The sequence below is a fragment of the Nannocystis sp. RBIL2 genome (assembly GCF_026626745.1).
In the GTDB taxonomy this organism is placed as follows: domain Bacteria; phylum Myxococcota_A; class Polyangia; order Nannocystales; family Nannocystaceae; genus Nannocystis.
The window spans coordinates 447,052-461,917 of sequence record NZ_JAPNJW010000002.1; the positions used below are offsets into that span (position 1 = coordinate 447,052).

18 protein-coding genes are annotated in these 14,866 nt (G+C 69.6%); 8 read left to right on the plus strand and 10 right to left on the minus strand.

Going from position 1 to position 14,866, the window contains the following annotated elements; all coding sequences use genetic code 11:
• Positions 1-82: 82 nt before the first annotated feature.
• Positions 83-370: a hypothetical protein gene (locus OV090_RS27025; RefSeq protein WP_267707504.1), complete on the minus strand. Its 288-nt coding sequence runs from the start codon at positions 368-370 to the stop codon at positions 83-85.
• Between the two features lie 399 nt (positions 371-769).
• Here OV090_RS27025 and OV090_RS27030 point away from each other — a divergent pair, with 399 nt between their 5' ends.
• From OV090_RS27030 to OV090_RS27045, 4 genes are all read left to right on the plus strand, one after another.
• Complete coding sequence (locus OV090_RS27030) at positions 770-1,009, plus strand: hypothetical protein (protein ID WP_267707505.1); 240 nt, start codon at positions 770-772, stop codon at positions 1,007-1,009.
• A gap of 23 nt (positions 1,010-1,032) precedes the next feature.
• Positions 1,033-1,335, plus strand: a complete 303-nt coding sequence (locus tag OV090_RS27035; protein WP_267707506.1) for a hypothetical protein — start codon at positions 1,033-1,035, stop codon at positions 1,333-1,335.
• 35 nt (positions 1,336-1,370) lie between these two features.
• Positions 1,371-4,193 (plus strand): hypothetical protein, encoded by a 2,823-nt coding sequence (locus OV090_RS27040; RefSeq protein ID WP_267707507.1) that lies wholly within the window; start codon positions 1,371-1,373, stop codon positions 4,191-4,193.
• A 593-nt stretch (positions 4,194-4,786) separates the two neighbouring features.
• Positions 4,787-5,023 (plus strand): hypothetical protein, encoded by a 237-nt coding sequence (locus tag OV090_RS27045; protein WP_267707508.1) that lies wholly within the window; start codon positions 4,787-4,789, stop codon positions 5,021-5,023.
• 111 nt (positions 5,024-5,134) lie between these two features.
• On the opposite strand, the gene OV090_RS27050 is transcribed toward OV090_RS27045, so the two are convergent.
• The 6 genes from OV090_RS27050 to OV090_RS27075 all read right to left on the minus strand — a co-directional run bounded on the left by OV090_RS27050 (position 5,135) and on the right by OV090_RS27075 (position 8,314).
• The gene (locus tag OV090_RS27050; RefSeq protein ID WP_267707509.1) at positions 5,135-5,683 is read right to left on the minus strand and encodes a hypothetical protein; all 549 of its coding nucleotides are present in this window, start codon (positions 5,681-5,683) and stop codon (positions 5,135-5,137) included.
• A 173-nt stretch (positions 5,684-5,856) separates the two neighbouring features.
• Complete coding sequence (locus OV090_RS27055; RefSeq protein ID WP_267707510.1) at positions 5,857-6,039, minus strand: hypothetical protein; 183 nt, start codon at positions 6,037-6,039, stop codon at positions 5,857-5,859.
• 311 nt (positions 6,040-6,350) lie between these two features.
• Positions 6,351-6,698 (minus strand): hypothetical protein, encoded by a 348-nt coding sequence (locus OV090_RS27060; protein WP_267707511.1) that lies wholly within the window; start codon positions 6,696-6,698, stop codon positions 6,351-6,353.
• Positions 6,699-6,759: 61 nt separating this feature from the next.
• Positions 6,760-7,494 (minus strand): tyrosine-type recombinase/integrase, encoded by a 735-nt coding sequence (locus tag OV090_RS27065; protein ID WP_267707512.1) that lies wholly within the window; start codon positions 7,492-7,494, stop codon positions 6,760-6,762.
• Positions 7,491-8,048 carry a hypothetical protein gene (locus OV090_RS27070; protein ID WP_267707513.1) on the minus strand — a complete coding sequence of 186 codons (558 nt, stop codon included), beginning with the start codon at positions 8,046-8,048 and terminating at the stop codon, positions 7,491-7,493. The genes OV090_RS27065 and OV090_RS27070 overlap by 4 nt, the downstream gene beginning before the upstream one ends.
• A 65-nt stretch (positions 8,049-8,113) precedes the next feature.
• Complete coding sequence (locus tag OV090_RS27075) at positions 8,114-8,314, minus strand: hypothetical protein (RefSeq protein WP_267707514.1); 201 nt, start codon at positions 8,312-8,314, stop codon at positions 8,114-8,116.
• An 846-nt stretch (positions 8,315-9,160) separates the two neighbouring features.
• Between OV090_RS27075 and OV090_RS27080 the strand changes: the two genes are divergently transcribed.
• Positions 9,161-9,484, plus strand: a complete 324-nt coding sequence (locus tag OV090_RS27080) for a transposase (RefSeq protein ID WP_267701425.1) — start codon at positions 9,161-9,163, stop codon at positions 9,482-9,484.
• Positions 9,485-9,567: 83 nt separating this feature from the next.
• On the plus strand, positions 9,568-10,131 hold the full coding sequence (locus OV090_RS27085) for a DDE-type integrase/transposase/recombinase (RefSeq protein WP_267707515.1): 564 nt from the start codon (positions 9,568-9,570) through the stop codon (positions 10,129-10,131).
• A gap of 326 nt (positions 10,132-10,457) precedes the next feature.
• On the opposite strand, the gene OV090_RS27090 is transcribed toward OV090_RS27085, so the two are convergent.
• Positions 10,458-10,961, minus strand: a complete 504-nt coding sequence (locus tag OV090_RS27090) for a hypothetical protein (protein ID WP_267707516.1) — start codon at positions 10,959-10,961, stop codon at positions 10,458-10,460.
• A 182-nt stretch (positions 10,962-11,143) separates the two neighbouring features.
• Here OV090_RS27090 and OV090_RS27095 point away from each other — a divergent pair, with 182 nt between their 5' ends.
• On the plus strand, positions 11,144-11,953 hold the full coding sequence (locus OV090_RS27095) for a hypothetical protein (protein WP_267707517.1): 810 nt from the start codon (positions 11,144-11,146) through the stop codon (positions 11,951-11,953).
• Positions 11,954-12,291: 338 nt separating this feature from the next.
• Here the strand turns inward: OV090_RS27095 and OV090_RS27100 are convergent, their stop codons facing one another.
• Entirely contained in the window at positions 12,292-12,777 is a 486-nt protein-coding gene (locus OV090_RS27100; protein WP_267707518.1) for a hypothetical protein, read from the minus strand.
• Positions 12,778-13,011: 234 nt separating this feature from the next.
• Positions 13,012-13,749, minus strand: coding sequence for a DnaJ domain-containing protein (locus tag OV090_RS27105; protein WP_267707519.1), 738 nt, complete (start codon positions 13,747-13,749; stop codon positions 13,012-13,014).
• 22 nt (positions 13,750-13,771) lie between these two features.
• Between OV090_RS27105 and OV090_RS27110 the strand changes: the two genes are divergently transcribed.
• Positions 13,772-14,791 carry a hypothetical protein gene (locus OV090_RS27110; protein ID WP_267707520.1) on the plus strand — a complete coding sequence of 340 codons (1,020 nt, stop codon included), beginning with the start codon at positions 13,772-13,774 and terminating at the stop codon, positions 14,789-14,791.
• Positions 14,792-14,866 lie beyond the last annotated feature (75 nt).

Sequence of the window (14,866 nt, forward strand, 5' to 3'; positions counted from 1 at the left end):
CTTACCGCGCGGCGTTTCTCGCGTGGGCGAGGCACCCCTGGTGGCCCAGCTGATGAACTCGAGCGTGCGTGCAGCGCACGCCTCAGTCCGAGAGTAGAAGCGCTTCGACGCACGCCCGGGCGCGTGCCAGCGCGGCCGCCCATTCACTCCCCGACTCGGGCAAGAGCGGCCCTGCCGGGTACGCCTTGCGATAGGCGACCCAGCCGTACCACTCGTGGGGCTTCCAACCGGAAGCCTTGTAGCTGCGACCGTCCAGCACCTCCGGAGTCTGGAAGGTGCCGTCGTACAGCAGGGCGCGCACTTTCCCCCCGTCTCCGCCATACTCCTCGGAGAGCCCGAGGCGGTACTCGACGTATGCCCCTTTGGGCACCTCCATCTCCTTGGCCCACGGGGTGAGAGAGAAGCGCTTGCACTCGCGGGTTTCGGCGCCTTCGTCGGCGACGAACTTTGGGGGAGGACGTCGACTTACGATGGCGACAACTGCTGCCAGCCCCACAGCGAGCCCAAGCCCGAACAACAAGACGCGCCCACCGCCGCCAGGTGGGGCGTCCATGCTGCGTTCAGCTTGCGCAACCGGGTACTCGTTCCACACGAGCTCGAGTCTACGAGCCCTCGCGCACGTGTTACCTCGGCCTCGGCGAGGTTGGGACCCGAGGAAATACCCGCTCGGCGGGCGCTAGTGGCCGCGGGGCGCCTGATCACTCCTGGCGCGTCCGCAGGCCGTGCAGCCCGAGCTTGATAATTCGGCGCTTCCACGCGTGCCGAGCTCGTGGCGCTGGTGCGCGACCCGGTCGACCCCGGGCGCTCGCCGCTGTCGCCCGCGGCCCGGCGCGAGCTGCTGGCCGCCGACGTCCCGACCCACGAGCGGCCCGGCGAGCGCTACGGCCTCGCCGTGCGCGTGCGCGTGGCCGCCGGCGGTGCGCCGATCTACGGCCACAGCGGCGCGACCGGCGACTCGCGGCCGACCTGGTCTTCGCGCCAGATCGAGGGTTCGCGGCGGCGGCGCTGAGCAACAACGGCGACCCGCTGCGCATGACCCTCGCCACCCTGACGCAGGAGCTGCTGGGGGTCCCGCCCGAGCGCGCGGCGGCGATGGGGCCGGCGCACCTCCACACCGGCACCTACCGCGCCGACCGGTTCGGCGAGGAGGTGACGATCTCGCGGCGCGGGCCGGGTCTACGGCTGGCGGCGCCCGGGCTGGCGCTCGCCGACGTCGCGCTCGCTTCGTCGCGCCGGGCCGGCCGGAGCTGGGCGGCTTCACCTTCCTGTTCGCCGGCGCCGACGCGCGCCAGCGACCTCCGCGGACACATCTTCGTCGGCGCGCGGGTCGAGTAAGATCGAGGCCCGCCGCGAGAGCGTAGACGACAGCGATGCGATCGATCACACCCGCGCTCCTGCTCGCCTTTGCGACCTGCTCCCGCCCCGCGGGGCCGCCCGACGAGCCGACGCAGGATGCGAGGCCCGTCGCGGGCGCGAGCGAGGGCGAGGGGGCTGCCTCGGGGTGTGATTCGGTCGAGTGCTGGCGCGAGCAGGCGGCGCAGGCGGAGCGGATCGGCGCCCTCGACGTCGCCGCGGCGCATCGTGAGCGGGTGTTCGCGCTCGTGCCCGATCGGCCGTCGCTGTCCGCGTGGGTCGAGCCGCTGATCGACCAGGGCGCGCTGCAGGCTGCTCGCACGGCGTTGACGGCGGGACGGGCGGAGGCGGCGCGCCAGGGCGAGTCGGACTGGGTGGCCGCGATCGACGCGCGCATCGCCTCGCTGCCGAAGGAGCCGTCGGACGCGGCGGCGGTGCGCGAGCTGAGTGAGATCTTCGCCCGGGAGTCGGCCGCGATCGGCGAGCCGATCGAGGCACCCGTCCGCGTCGGGCCGGCCGAGCTCGCGCACGCCGGCGAGCTGCAGTGGCGGCGCGGCGACGAGGTCGGGGCCCGGCGGACCTGGGCGCGGGCGCGGACCCTGCTGCGCGAGCGCGGCGCGGCGGTGGAGGCCGTCGCAGTCGAGACCTGGTTCACGAGCCAGGTGCTGTGGCGCGGCGAGCGGCTGGCGCTGCTCCGCCGTTACACGCCCGTCTTCGACTACTCGGCCAGCCAGGCCGGGGCGCTCGACCTGGTCGCGGCCGAGCCGGGCACGCCGCTGCTGCGCCGGCTCCGCTTCAACCGCCCGGCCGAGGTCGCCGCGTTCTCGGCCGACGGCCGCACCCTGGTGCGCGACGAGGCCGGCGAGCTTGTCTTTCAGGACATGTCCTCGGGGACAGTCTTTCGGCGCGTCGCTGCGCAGCCCGACGGGCCGGCGCACGCGCTGGCGGTGGTCGGCTCGGGCGACGCCATGCGGGTGCTGGCCGCCCACGGGGACGAGACCGTGCTGTGGGACGCCGCCGGCGCGCCGCTGCAGCGGTTCAGGCTGGATGGCACCACGCCGACGATCATGCGGGTCTATCGGGCCGGGCAGGGCACCCGCCACGACAACATCCTGCGCGACTCGCCGACCTGGCCGGTCTCGCTGGCGCTGACCGCCGACGGGTCGCGCGTCGCCATCGGCGGCTCCGACGGCAAGGTGCGGCTGTTCGGCCGCGGCGGAGGCGAGCCGCGCGAGCTCGCGTTCGCCTGGAAGTACGTCGAGCACCGGCACATGGGCGGCAACCCCGACCTCAACAGCCCGCTGGCGCTGCGCTTCAGCCCCGACGGCGCGCAGCTGGTGGCCGTGCACAAGCACGGCGACATCCTGGTCTGGGACGTCCGCTCCGGCGCCCTGCGCAAGCACGTGCGGCCGACCTGCAGCGTCGAGGAGGCGCGGCGCGTCGTCAACCGCTGGGCCGAGCCCGGCGAGCCGCAGCGCGAGGCCACCGCCGAGGAGCGCGAGAGCTGCGGGCGCGCTGCGGCTGCGGCGCTGTCGCCCGACGTGACGCTGGCGGTCACCGGTATGGATGGGGTCCGGCTGCGCGACGCGAGGACCGGCGCGCCGATCGCCCTGCACCTCGACAGCGAGCTGCCCGATCAGTACTTCGCCGTGTCGTCGAGCGGCGCGGTGGCGACGGCCGACATCTACGGCGCCGTCCACCGGATCGAGCCCAAGGGGCCGCCGCAGGCGCTCGCGCTCAAGCGCCGCACCACCCCGGTGCGCCCGTGGATCTCGAGCGACGGCCGCGTGTTCGCCCAGTTCGCCATCGGCGACCCGGTGGTCGCCTGGGACCTGGTCGCCCGCCGCCGGCTCGAGCTCGTCGCCGACGACCGGCACCAGGTGCTGGCGCTGTCGCCGACGGCCTCGCACGTGGCGGTGCACACGGGCGAGGCGATCGAGCTCCGCCAGGTCGGCTCGCATCAGGCGATCGCGCGCGTGCCGGCCCGCGCCTCGTCGTTCGACGGCAAGGTGCAATTCAGTAGAACTTCGGGACATGTCCTCGTGGACATAGAGGATGGCCAGGGCGGGCGGAAGATCGAGCGGATCGAGCTGCCGGCCGGGACGCGCCACCCGCTGCGCCTCGACGCCCCGGGCCGCCTGCAGCTCAGCCCCGACGGGCGGTGGATCGCCGGCTGGCGGCAGGACGCGCCGCTGAAGATCGTCCGCGCCGCCGGCGGCGAGGTCGTGGCCAGCCTCGACGACAAGGTCGAGCGCGTCGCCTTCGCGGCCGACGGCTCGTTCGTCGCCTGGCTGGTCCAGCCCGACGGCACGATGGAGGGCGTGCGGGTGCGGGCCCGGTGGCTCGACGGACCTGGCCCCGAGGACACCCACGAGCTCGCCCTCGGCGCCTGGGGCACCTGGCTCGCGGTCGCGGGCGAGGAGGTGCTGGTGCTGCGCCACGACGCGGCGCTGACGCGCTGGCGGCCTCGCACCGGCGCGCGGGAGGACCTGAAGCGCGACGCGCTGGCCGGTTCGCTGGAGGTCGCGGTCGCCGACGACGGCAAGCACCTGTTCCTGAGCGGCTACGGCCGGGTGCTCGTGCACGACAACGACGCCGCGCTGACCAGCCGGCTCACCGTCGCCTCGCTGCTGTCGGGCGGCTGGCTGGCGGTCGGCGGCGCCGGGGCGATGGACGGCAGCGAAGACGCGCCCGACCACCTGATCGCGCGCGTCCGCGGGGCCGGCGAGGAGTTCGTGGCCCCGGGCCGGCTGGCGTGGGACGGCCTCCACGTCGCCGGCCTGGTCGCGCGCGCCCTCGCCGGCGACGACCCCGCCCCGCCGCTGCGCCTCGCGCCGTGAGGCTCGAGAGCATGGCCTTCAGAGCATGCTCGGGGGCGCAGCTCACGGCTGGGCGAGGCCGGCCGGCACCTCCGGCTCGCGCCACGCGGCCGCCTGTGTGCTTGCGATCTGGAATCGCCCGCCAAACCCCGTCGGAATGGTGCGAGAAGCACTCTGCACCGAGCTGCGCCGGATCCGCGAGGACTGCGACCAGCGGCTCGACGATCGGGAGGAGACCGAAGCGCCCATGATCCGCCGCCGCATCGCGCACGCGCGGGAGAAGATGCTCGCGGCATGGCGCGCCTATCAGCTCGGCGAGCTGCTCAAGGCACGTGAGGCCGCCGGCCTCGCCGCCGAGCTCGCCAGCGAGTACACACCGGTGCGGCGGTGGCTGCTGTGCGAGGCCCGCGACGCGTGGCGGCGGGTCCAGGACGGCGGGGTGGTCGAGGGCGGGCGGGTGCTGTTCCGGGTGCCGTTCGCGATCACGGCGGCGGCGTTCGACCGGGCGGGCCGCGAGGTGCTGATCGCCGGCGAGGCGGAGCTGTGGCACCTGGCGCTCGACCCCGAGCCGCGACTGTTGGCCCGCTTCGACCTGCGGCCGCTGCGGGGCGCTGGTGCTCGGGCCCGAGGGTCGCTCGCGGCCGCGGGCCGACGCGCTCAACGCGGCGCTGTGCCGCCACGGGACGCTGCTCGGGGTCGGCGACGTCGACGCCGAGCTGGCGCGGCTCAACACGGCGTCGACGTTCCACGAGCCGAAGCCGCTCGGGCTGCGTCGCGCGCGGACCCTCGCCGCGCACGCGCAGGGGGTCAAGCGGGCGCGCAAGCTGCCGCGGCTGTGGCCGCCGAAGTGATGCGGCGTGTACACACGGACGAGCGCGAAGGTGGGCGAGCGCCCGGCCGACGCCGGGCGCTCGCTCGAGCGATGAATGTGGTTCATCGCTCGCGCCCCTGACCTGAACGGATCAGGGCGGGGTCTGCGGCAGGTCGATGCCGTGGAAGGCGACGTTGAGCGAGCTCGAATTGCGCGAGATCGTGACTCTCACGAAGAACAGCGCGTTGCTGGTCGTGTTGGTGGTCACGTCCGCCCACAGCGTATTGTTGGACGTGGCGCTGCTCGAGTTCGAATCAATCCCCGCGGTCATCGACGACGGGTTGGTCGCATTCTCCGCGCGGTAGTACAGCTGGGCCGTCACCTGCGAGCCCGTGGCCGTCCCGTCGGTGTCGCGGTACCACAGGCGCAGGTTGCTGATGGAGTAGGTATCGAGGGCGCTGTGGCCCTTGTCCGTCACGATCGGGCACCACAAGGTCGCGGTGCCCGAATCGCTGCCCGTGAAGATCCACGAGCCGTTGGACAGCTGGAGGATGGCGTCGTCATCAGGCGACTCGGGGCTGCAGGCCGAGGCAGGGACCCGGGTGTACAGGTTGGCGGCGGCGGCTTCGGACTCGAAGCCGGGCGCGACGGTGACGAGCACGGCGGCCGCGAATGAAATGAGCAGGGATCGATCCATCATAGGTTCATCACTTTCCAGGGACATGCGTCCCGTATTGCTATTCTCGGTTCTGGTTCAGGTCCAAGGAATTAACCGGGAGGCGGTCGTCCGGCTGCCATGCACCCTCTCGGAGAAGGCGCTGAAGGCCGCGGCGACGGTTCCTCTTGTTGTATGCACCAGCGAGCTCGCGGCGATCACGGCTTGAGCAGCCACTCGGCGAACTCGATGTTGTCGAGCAGGAATTCCTGCCCGACCATCTTGCCGGCGAGCACGAAGCGCACCGCGTCGTCGACGTCGCCGCAGGCCGTGAGGCTGAAGAGCGCGGCGGCGCAGCTCAGCGCGGAAGTGAAGAAGGTTCGGGTCCGTTCGGTTCGCATGACTCCCTCGGCGCGCCAGGGAGGTTCGGCCCGGCGCTCGCACAGGGATATCGACCCGCCACGGATTTCAATTCGCTACGCTCGCCAGAATTCGCCGGAGCGAGATTTTTGCCGCAGGACAGCGCGAGCTCCCGGGTAGATCCACCCGCGCCGTCACGGGACGCTCCGCAGCAGCGCCAGCCCCACCGCACGAAGGCGAGCGTGACGCCGAGCCGGGCTGATTTTTCGAGGGGCTCGCGCAGGAGCAGCGCGTGGCCCGGCCCGAAACGGGCCGTCGTTCAGAGAGCAGCGGCGGTGGTTGGCGACGGGGCTCAGCGCGGTTGGGCGCTTGGCGGCGGTACACATGTTGTTGTCGGCCGGGCGAGCTCGCCGTTGATGTCGGCTTCGAGGATCGGCGCCGAGGGGACACCGAACCCGTGGCGCACGAGTACCGCCATCTGCTCGAGCGAGGCGCCACTCGAGAGTTGCTCGCGGATCCAGCCGGCACGCGCGACCGCCCACAGCGGCCACAGGTTCCTGGTGCCCTGGGCGTGTCCTCCACCGACCCGGCGCGGCTCGGGCATGAGCTCGCGTTCCACCCACTTGCGGACGACGGGGGAGGGCGCTCCGGCGGCCGTGACAACCTGTTCCTGGCTGGCAAATTGGGCAGATACCTGCACATGCGCGCAGCATCACAGAAACAGGGCACGTGCCAAGGGCGCCAAGCCCGCCTTCGCCGCCTCACGTTCGCGGATGGGCCCGGTAGTACTCGGCCGCGAGCCAACCGAGGTCGAGCTTCGTGTAGCGCTGCGTGCTGCTCAGGCTCGCGTGTCCCAGCATCTCCTGAATGCTTCGCAGGTCGCAGCCTCGCAGCAACAGGTGCGTGGCGAAGCTGTGGCGGATCCCATGAGGCCCCACGCGGATCTTGGCCCCGACCGCCTTGCAGCGGCGATACACCAGCTCTCGAACGGTGCGGTCGCTAAGCCGGGTGCCGTTCCTGCCGAGGAAGAGGGGCGGGGCTGGCGCGTTGAGCCACTGGCGGCGTACCTCGAGGTACTGCTGCACCGCTGCCGCGCCGAGGGTTCCAATGGGAACAATGCGGTCCTTGTCCCCCTTGCCGCGCACCACCCGGATGGTCAGCTCGTCGCCATCCCAACGAAGATCATCAACATCGAGCGCAACGCACTCGGCGACGCGTAGACCGGCCCCGTAGAGCACCTCGAGGACCGCGCGGTCACGGAGGCCACGAGCGCCCTGGGCATGGCCTGGCCCTTCAATCATGTTCTCAAGGTCATGTTCCCCGAGCACCAGCGGCAACCGCTCCGGAATCTTCGGCCGGCGGACCAGCATCACCTCGTTGTCGTCCAGTTCGCCGCTCTCGCGCAGGAAATCTCCGAAGCTGCGCAGGGCGGAGATGGCGCGGGCGGCCGTGCTCGCAGCCGTCTCGCCGAACCTCTCTGCGAGGTGTGCCCTCACTTCAGCTCGGGTGAGGTCGCTGAGCGCGGCGGGCCGGCCGTGTCGGCGCTCGACTCCGTTCGCAAACTCGCGTCGGTGATGCCCGGCGGAGGGACGCGCTTCGACCGGAGCCACCGGGCGAGCTGTTCCTCGTCGAGGTCGATGATGCGGATGTAGCAGGTCGTTTGCTCGGCGGTCTGGATCGCCAGGTGGTCGGTCGGGCCGAGCTCGAGGAGCTCGGCCGAGCTCGGCGCGGTCGTCAGCGTCGCCGCGCCACCTCGTTGCGCGCTCGGCGGGTTCGACTCGGCCGGGTTGTCCGAGCCCAGCACGAAGTACCGGTCGGCGAGACCCACCGGCCCGTCGGTCCAGACCTGCACGAGCGAGCTGGTGCTCTTGGCCTTGCGACCGAGCAGCTCGGGCCGAAACCTTCCGACCCGTGCCGTGGTGAGACGGCGCGCTCGCATGTCGCTCGGGTCCTGGCCTGCGCCCGCCTCGGGCGTCCAGGGCATGGTGAGCTCGGCGAAGATCGCCGGGTCGAAGGAGGCTCGGACGGTGTAGTAGCGCTCGTCGCTCATGGCATGTCCTTTGGGTCAGAATGTTCTGGCGCCGCCCTGGCGCCGCTGCGCGCCGACCGCGGACGTCAGTGCTTCTTGCAGCCGCACGCCTTGCCGGCGGCGCAGCTGTCGCAGCAGGGCTTCTCGAAGCCGCCCAGGCGGATGACCAGCTGCTGGCCGCTGATCGCGTTCGAGGCGGTGGCCAGGTTGTCGACCTGGATGAAGACCGACGAGTCGAGGCCGACGATGTCGACGTCCGTGCAACCGGTGTAGCTGCGGAGCGGCACCTCGGTGCAGCTGTCGCCGCACCGGAACTGGGACCCGTAGATGAACCGCCGCGGGGCCCACTCGCGCAGGGGGCGCCCTGCATGGAGAACGCGCCGGAGGCGTTGCTGGGGCCGACCCAGATCTTGAAGTTGACGTGCTTGTAGTTCTCGCTGTCGTTACCGCCGTTGAAAGCGAGCGCGCCCCAGAGGCAACGCGGATTGAACGGCAGCGAGTAGTCCTGCGTGCGCAGGAGGATGGACTGGCCCGGCGCGACGTTGAAGTTCGCCACGAACGTCGTCGGGAGGCCGTTCGCGGTCGTGCCGGTCGGCGTGAGGAGGGTGGGGACGAGGTTGAGGTCGGGGATCCCGAAGTCGTCGCGGACCTCCGCGTAGGACTTGAGGAGCACGGCCAGCTCGATCCAGCGGAGGAGGCAGGGGTTCGGGCAGAAGCCGCAGTTGGCGATGTACTGCGACTTGATGAGGGTCATCAGCTCGCTGCACTCCGGGAACGGCGGCGTCTCGGGCACCTGGGGCTGCGGCGGAAGCTGCGGGGCCGGGGCCGAACCGGGCATGACCACGAGCGTCTGGGTCGGCACGGACTGGGTCGGCAGGCTCGCGACCGGCACCTTCTGGTACCCGGCGATCTGGCAGATCGAGTCGACGCTCTCGGCGGCGGCGTCGACGTACTGCCCGAGCCCGGCGCGGCGCAGGTTCTGGACGATGGTGTTGAGGTCGTTCATTGCGGTGCAGCTCCTTGAGCCACCGGCTCAGGCTCGACGCCCTCGTTCACCTCTGAGGGAGTGTTTTGGCTCAGCTGGAATGGGACACGCCCCGGCCTGGTAGAAGGAGCCGGGGCAAGGACCGCCCATGAGCAAGAAGACACGTCGTCACCACACCCCTGACCAGAAAATCAACCTGCTGCGTCGACACCACCTCGAGAAGGTGCCGGTGTCGGAGGTCTGCGAGGGCGCCGAGCTGCAGCCGAGCGTCTTCTACGGCTGGCAGCGCCACCTGTTCGAGCACGGCGCGGCGGCCTTCGGGGAATCTCGCAAGCGCGTCGAGACCAGCCGGGAGCAGGAGCTGCTCGCGGAGAACGAGCGGCTCAGGGCCCGTCTGGCCCGCAAGGACGAGGTGATCGCCGAGGTGACCGAGGAGCTCGTCCGCACAAAAAAATCTGTTGGGGAGCCCTGACGGACCGCTGGGTTCCCCACGACGAGCGCGACCAGGTCGTCGACTTCGTGCATCGGATGTCCGAAAAGACAGAGGTGCCGCTCGTGAAGTTTGTGGGGTGGCTGGGCATCGTCGCCGTCATCACCATCGCCCGCGTCTACTACTACCTGTGCTCCGTCCTCGACGGCTACAGCCGATACGTCGTGCACTGGGAGTTCCTCGAGCGCATGACCGAGGCCGACGTCGAGCTCATCCTCCAGCGTGCCCTCGAGGCCCACCCTGGCGCTCACCCGCGGGTCATCTCCGATAACGGCTCGCAGTTCATCGCCGGCGACTTCCGCCGCTTCATCGACCTCGCCGGCCTGACCCACGTCCGGACCTCGGTGAACTACCCGCAGGCCAACGGCAAGATCGAGCGGTATCACCGGACCCTCGACAAGAACACCATCCACGCCGTCACGCCCGACGGCGCCCACGCCACCATCGCCACCCGCATCGACCACTACAACAACCACCGCCTTCACAGCGCGATCGGCTACGTCAGCCCGCGCGACAAACTCCTCGGACGCGAGACCGAGATCTGGGCCGGCCGCGATCGCAAGCTAGAGGCAGCCCGAGAGCTCCGACGCAAGCGCCGAGAATTGGACCACCTCGGCACCGCCGCGTAACTTCTCTCGACCCTCCACTTCACCCTCAGCGTCTCCGTTCGTCAACCCACCCTCTGTCCCGTTCACGCTGAGCCAATACAGGAGGAGATCGAAGAACAGCGGGACCTCGAGTTGAGGTGACCGAAAAAACAGGTAGCCCCCGGCGCGCAGGACCTCGAAGGTCGAGCTCGAGGCGGCCGATGCGGGTCGAATGGTGATCAGCGCTGCCGCCCCGGCAGCGTCTTCGCCTCGGGCGGGCCACCGGAAGATGGGGCCGCCGACGGTCTCCTGTTGGAGCACGTGGAAGCGACCGTCGTCGCTCCGACCGATGACGCGGGCCCGCAACATCACGAGCCCTGCGGAATCGACTTCAGGATGGCGTCGGAGATCGTGGTGCCGACCTGGGCGAGGCCTGCGCCGGCCATGATGCCGAGCGACGTGCCGATGCCCGCGTACCTCGAGGCCGTGTCGACGCGAACGCCCTGCTGCCGCTCGAGGTCACTCGGCTCGGTGAGCACGTAGGACAATCCGGCCCCGAGCACGCCGACGATGTACGGGATCGACTTGGCGAGGCCCGGGTAGTTCGGCATGACCGACGGGAGGACGAGCTCGCCGATGAACCCGACGCCAGCGCCCGCGGTGGTCAGCACCATCGTCGTCCCGCTGATGTCGGCCACGCTGCGCTCGAGCTGGTTGCCCAGCGAGGCTGCGTAGGTGTTGGCGCGCTCGGTGAGCTGGGCCGTCTTCTCCTGCGCGTCCTTCACTTCACCGCGAAGGAGCGCGTTCTCCACGTGGGCGCGAGCCAGGTCCTTGGACTCCTTGTCGGCGCCCTTGCCGAGGGTCTTGAACACGTCCTCGAGCGCATCGCGAAGGGGTTTGGGAGCATGAAGCGCAGCAGACACAGGACCTCCATCTCATCGAGCACGACCGCGGCTCGGTGAGATGAAGGTGACGAAGTTGATGATGCGAGTCGCCGGTATTTAGGCTAGTCCGATCACATGATTTCCGGTAGGATGGCGCGAGAGTGCGAGCGGTGAACTTGGAGCTGACGCCCATCCATTGTGCGCAGATCCGCAAGGGACTGCGGCTGTCGGTCAAAACTCTCGCCGACGTCCTGGCGGTGTACCCCAAGACGGTCGACAACTGGGAACGGCGCCAGCGCAGTTGGGCGAGCGGCCTCGCCGGCGACTTCATGGCTGCGCTCGGATTCGCAATGTGCCATCTGGGCCCTGATCAAGCGTGGGGCCCTGCGTGGCTGTCTCGGCGTCAACGACTCGTCTGGATCCTCCGCGCTGCGGCAACAGCAAGCCGCGATAGCTGTCTGGGCAGAGTCTCGATGGTCCCGACATTCCTCGAGGCGCTTCAGCCGCAGGGACGCATCCGCTACCGTGTCGCCGCCCGCGACGAGCTCGAGGTCGAAGGGGAGGGGCCATCGCCGCGCGTCTGCCTCCGCGTCCGTCGACGACTTGGGCTCCAGATGAAAGAGCTCGCGCAGCTGCTCGCGGTCAGCGACAACACCATCGCCACCTGGGAGCGCGGGCAGCCGGTGCATGGCCTCGAGGCCGACGTCTATTGCGCGCTGGACGCGAGCCTGCAGCGACACGACCGGGCGGCGGCGTGGGGCGCTTCAGGCCTGGCGCGGCACCGTCGCCTGATGCATGTCCTTCAACACGGCCTCGCGGCGGATCCAACGACGTGCCCCGCTCCGCCGCCCGAGCTGTGCCTGCCAGAGCCCTTGCCGCTGTTGCCCGGGACGATGCTCCGCGTCCGCCCGGAGAACCTGGACAGGAGGGAGTCGTGGACGATAGACGGAAGCGACCCAGCGAAGCGATCGAGGCCCTGAAGGAGGAGCTCGACCACCTCCTCGACGCAGCTCGGGAGACCGCGGCACGCCTGGAGCAGGCGTTCGAGGGCCTACGGACGGCAGGTCAGCACGCCCGCGCGATTCTCCGTAATCTTTGGACGGGGAGCGCGCGAGGGTAGGGTTGTCCCTAAGTAGGCTAGGCGCGTCAGCCTCGGCGACCGCGGCCTCTGCCCGGATGCTCGTCCGGCTCTGGTGAGGGCGCTCCACGTCGAGTCTCTAGCAGCGACGGCGCCCAAGGGAGGTCACTCGCCTGCTTCAGGAGGGGGACCGTCCCCCTCGCCGGGCTTGCTCGGAGGGTTGGCTTGGCGGACTCCTCGTCAGCAGAGGAACTCTCCATCCTCGTCGAGAAAACATTCGAGCGACTCATCACCTTGAGTGATCGTGAGTTCGGCCAGCGTGACGTCGATGTCCTCGATCGTGGCGGTCCAATTGGAATTCGGGCAGACACCGGTCGCCACGTCTGGGATCTCAAAGAGGGCGTCGATAGTCTCGCTCTCCAACAAGAGCTGGAATCCGATCGAAAAATCGCTCGGTACCTCCTTGCTGGTCGGTTCGTTCCCGCCGAAATTCGCGCACATCACCGTATGCGTGGCCAACAAAAAGAAAGTGAGTTCGACAAATTCGTGCTTCTTTAGCCCGTCGAGCGTGCCGGAGATGCCGACGATCAGCTCGTCGCCGTCGGCTTCCAGGATCAACGTCGGGCCAGCGACGAAGTGAATGTCAGCCGCCCACGCAGGGGTCACGGCGACGAGGTCGACGAGCAAGAGAGACGAGACCAAGGCGGCGGATTTTGGCATGGACATGGTCGGTGGTTCCTGTCACATCTCAGTCTAGATGAGCTCGCTAGCCCGTGGAGCACAGGGCGACGCCTGTCTGCACGGGTCGACGGAAACGTCGTCTCGCCGGGCCGGCCGCGAATATGGATGCTTTTGCGCAGAGGGCGCGGTGAGCCCGTGGAGACGCCCTGGAGGTCTGCTCCCTCGCACTCGGCGAAGGCCGTCAATCGAGCGGAGGCGCGGTGCAGCCGGGCTGGCTGGTCATCGGTCGCCAGGCGCGCTCTGGATTCTTGAAAGAGCTGCTGCAAGGTCTGCGTGGCCGCGCTCGGGCCACACGACGTCGAGGAACACCAGGAGGTCCCCTGCGAGCCCCTCGCGTCGCACGCCGTGGCCTCTCACCCTGTAGGGCCCGAAATTATTCGCTCGCAGGGGAAGGCCGATCGTTTCGTCGGGCCGTGCATATCGCCACACCGGGTCTGGTTCAACCGAGACGATGCGCAGCAACAAGTCCCCGGGTGGCGAACCGCGCCCCCCGCCGCCGAGGACGTGGAGCAGGGCACCCACCGCCGCGCCCTGGGGGACGTCGACGAACATTTCTTGCGTGCCCTCGGGTCGTGGCACGTTGATGCGCGTCCGGCCGCCGCGCAGCATCGTCAGGAACGGGAAGCTGATTTCCCGGTACTCGTCGACGCCGGGTGGAGCAGGGGGCCGAGCTCGTGTTCGTGGCGCCTGCGGGGGAGCCGCCGCCCGCCCTGGGGGCGCGGGCGTCTCCATTGCGGTGCCTGTCTCGCTGTGTGCTGATTCAGCGAGACGGTCTATTTCACGATTCAGCGTATCGCGGGCGACGTTTATCTGCTTCTGGAACTCGTCGAATTGCGTCGAACTCTTGTGGTGATCGGGGTGAAAAGCGAGCGCCAGGCGGCGATGCGCCCGTTTGACCTCGTCGCGGCCCGCGCAGGCGCTTACGCCCAAAATCTGGCGCGCTTCATCGAGCGTCACAATAGAGGTGATAATAACTGAATTGATCCGGATCGAATTGAAGAAAATCCCCCAATATGCGATGCTGCAAAATGTGGCGCTGGACGATGACCTGCGAGCGGATAATGGTTCCGATGAAACCGGATCTTTCTCTGGGAGTTCGGACGCGCCGCGAACCTTCAGCCGCCTGGTGGTGACGCAGGTGCAGCGAGGCCCGCCCAGCCGTCTCGCGCGCGAGCTCGGGGTGCAGGGACGGCCGATGTTGAGCGTGTTGATCGCGCCGACGCCGCCCGCGCTCGCGCGGCAGTCGCTCGAGGTTCACGACCGGTCGGCGCGCCTGCGCGTGTTCGTAGACGGCGCGGAGGTGACCGACACCTTCGACGACCTGGGCGCGGACCTCCCGCACGCGAGCAGCGCGACGCCGCTACAAGACGTCGAAGTCGTCGGGCTGCGTCAGCAGGTCGAGGAGCAACGCACGAACCTGCGGCAGCTGGAGTCGCAGACGAGCGCCGCAACGCGATTCCTCGAGCTCCTGATGAAGGAGATCGCGGAAGCACAGGCTCGGCACGCCAAGGTACAGACCGCGCTCGAGCAGGCAACGAAGACGACGCAGGGGCACGCCCAAGACCTGCAGGACAAGGAGATGCGCCACGTCCTCGCGCAGGTCGAAGAGCTGCACAGGCTCGACAAGGAGCAGGTGAAGAAGCTGCACGAGCTCGCGCAGGAGTCGATCACCATGATCGGGGTGTCGACGCAGTTGCAGGCGGCGATGCGCGCGAGCCTGCGGCCCCAGACCTGGCGCGACACCATCACCGCCACCAAGGAGCTCCTGCAGGCCGTCGCACAGGGTCCGGTGGCTGTCCTGGCGACGGGCTGGATGCAGTCGATGGTTGCGCAGAAGCGCGGTCACGACGTGTCGGTGGCGCAGGTCCTCCCGGTCACCCACACGGCCGCGGTCGTCGGCGACTTCCTCGAAGGACAGGTTCCGCTCGAGGCGGTTGCGCACGTGCTGCAGACCCACCTGGCGCGCGCGACCGTGGTTCAGCAGGGGCGCGGCTCATAGAGATCGGCCGTACCGATCTCGCTGAACAACCACACAGGGGCCGATCTGCGTGACTCGCGGACCCCGGCTGAACTC